Genomic DNA, 2,863 nt, shown 5'->3' on the forward strand with positions numbered 1-2,863 from the left:
CGCTCTCGTCGTAGACGACCGCCCGGCCCACCGCGGCGGGGATCCGCCCGGTGAGGACGTCGTCGACCGTGACGACGGCCGGGCCGCGACCGGCGGACGGCACGGGGCCGGGGCGGGAGCCGGTGGCGACGACGACGTGGTCGGCCGCCTCCACGAGCTCGGCGAGATCGTCCTGCGAGATCTCCGCTCCGAGGTTGACGTCCACCCGCAGGCGGCGCATCTCCGCGGAGAGGTAGTCGATCACGTCGATGAGGGTGGCCCGGTGCGGGGACCGCGCGGCCACCCGGACGGCACCCCCGAGGTCGGTCGCGGCCTCGAGTACGGTCACGCGGTGCCCGCGGCCGGCGGCGACGCGGGCGGCCTCGAGTCCGGCCGGACCCCCGCCGATCACGTAGACGTCCTTCGGCTCCGCCGCGCGTACCCCGACGTTCCGGTGACGACCCCGGCCGATCTCGGCGTTGACCGCGCAGTGCAGGTGGGGATCGAACGCGCGGCAGTCCTGGTTGATCCCCAGGCACCCGCGGATCTCACCCAGCCGCCCCTGCGCGGACTTGGACGGCAGGTCCGGGTCCGCCAGCAGCGCCCGTGCCATGCCGACGAGATCGGCCTTCCCGCTCTTGACGACGTGGTCGGCGGTCGCCGCGTCGCGGATCCGTTGCCCCACCAGGACGGGGATCCCGGTCTCGGCGCGGACGCGCGCCGCGGAGTCGACGGCGACGGCGTCGGGGTGAGTGGAGTCCTTGACGTAGGTGCCGCGCGTGCCGTGGGTGATGCTGAAGTAGTCGACCGCCCCCGAGGCGGCCAGGTGCCGCGCGATCCGCACGCAGTCCTCGATCCCCATCCCGCCGGGGATCTCCTCCTCCCCGCTGAGCCGCACACCGAGGACCATGCGGTCGGGCATCGCCTCCCGCATGGCGGCCACGACCTCGTCGAGGAAGCGCATGCGACCGGCGAGGTCCCCGCCGTACCCGTCGGTCCGCCTGTTGGTGAGGGCGGACATGAACTGGGCCGGCAGGTAGCCGTGCGCGGCGTGGATCTCGGCGCCGTCGTACCCCGCGCGGGCCAGATTCGCCGCGGAGAGCCGCCACCCCTCGACGATGTCCGCGATCTCCTCGACCGACAACTCGTGCGGGGGGTACGCGTCGCGGACGGTCTTGAGTGGTGACGGCGCGGAGGGCGGCGAGTCGGACTCTCCCCCGATGAACTCACGCCCGAGGTGGACCAGCTGACCGATGATCTTGGCGCCGTGCCGGTGAACGGCCGTCGCCTTCTCCGTGAGGGCGGGGAGCACCTCCTCGTTGTAGGCCTCGACCAGCTTGCGGGACCGCAGGGTCGTCGAGGGGTGCACCACCGTCGCGCCCCCGATGATCAACCCGACCCCGCCGGCGGCCAGACGCTCGAAGTGCTCCTGGTCGCCGTGGGTGGGCACACCGTCGGTGGCCATACTCGTCCCGGCCGGCAGGGCGACCAGACGGTTCCGCAGGGTGAGTGCGCCGAGCGGGAACGGGGAGAAAGCGTGGGGGAACTCTGTGATCACCTGGGGTCCTTCCGGGGCGGGCATCGGGCGGGGACGGGGCGGTCTCAGACCACGGCTGCCGCGTCGCCGGCCCGCAGCCCGAACACCAGCGCGGTGGCCAGGCCGCCCGCGTACGCGCGGCGGTACACCCCGCCCGTGTCCGACCCCGCGGCGAGCAGGCCCGGGATCGCCGTGCCGTCGGCGCGCAGGACCGAGGTGTCGGCCCCGATCCGGATGCCGACGAACGGGAACGTCACGGCCGGGGTCGTCTCGACGATGTAGTACGGCCCGCGGTCGAGCGGGGCGAAGTCGAACTCACGCGGCGGCACGACCTTCTGGCCCGACTCGTTGACCCGGCGGATCCCCTCGGCGATCCTCGCTCCGTCGTAGCCCCATTCCTCGGGGAGATACTCGAACTCCTCGAGAGTCTCCGCGAGACCGCACCGGCCACCGCGCCTGGAGGCCTCGGTGTACTTGTCGATCGCGACAGCGCCCTCGACGTAGGAGCCGCAGATCCAGTCGCGGTACACCCGCTCGTCCGCGACCAGGAGGCCACGGGCCTCGGGTTGCTCCATGAGCGCCATCGCCGTGAGGTGGTCGCCCCGGGTCTCGTCGATGAAGCGCTCGCCGTGGAGGTTGAACAGCAGCGCGTGCTCGGAGTAGTAGAGGGAGATCCCCACGAAGTCACCGGAGTCCCGGAAGGGCGTGCCCGAGGGGATGAGGTGGCCGTAGAAGCCCGCGTCGTCGAAGCCGATCGCGGCGTCCGCCGACTCCGCCAGCCTCAGTCCCCCGCCGTCGCTGTGCGGGTTGGACCGGAGCGGGAATCGTGAGGCCAGCGGGTGCAGGTGGCGCTCCACCAGCTCCGCGTCGGCCTGGAACCCCCCGGTGGCCAGGAGGACTCGTCGCGCTCGGATCTCGCGGACCTCGCCGTCGGCCAACCGGACCGTCGCCCCGACCACCCTGTCGCCCTCGGTGATGAGTCCCTGCACCTGGGCGGCAGTGTGGATCGCGTTCCCGGCGGCCTTGATCTCGCGGGCGCACGCGTCGAGGTACTGGTTGGTGTCGAAGGCGTGCCCGATCCCGTAGCGGAGCACGGGGACCCCTTCGGCGCACTCGACACCGCGGCCGCGGATCCAGTCGAGTCCGGCGGCGAAGTCGTCGATGACCGCGTTGCGGAGTTCCTCGTCCCCATGGGGGTTGATCTCCGCCATGATCTGCCGCGAGGGCGCGGTCCAGGCATATCCTGCGAACCGCGCGGAGCCGCCGACGTCCCGGGCCTTCTCCACCACCACGACGCGTGCTCCGCGGTCGGTGGCGCGGGCGGCCGCGGTGAGGCCGGCCATTCCG

2 protein-coding genes are annotated in these 2,863 nt (G+C 72.8%); both read right to left on the reverse strand.

Translation table 11 applies throughout. The annotated features are described in order from the left end of the window. Window positions 1–1,537: FAD-dependent oxidoreductase (locus G6031_RS18000; RefSeq protein WP_347238528.1), on the reverse strand; the 1,537-nt coding region annotated here is incomplete at its 3' end. A gap of 44 nt (window positions 1,538–1,581) precedes the next feature. Further along, window positions 1,582–2,863 (reverse strand): FAD-binding protein (locus G6031_RS18005; RefSeq protein ID WP_182654016.1); only part of this gene is annotated, 1,282 nt, incomplete at its 5' end.

The organism is Dietzia sp. CQ4 (genome assembly GCF_014145125.1).
Taxonomy (GTDB): Bacteria; Actinomycetota; Actinomycetes; order Mycobacteriales; family Mycobacteriaceae; genus Dietzia; species Dietzia natronolimnaea.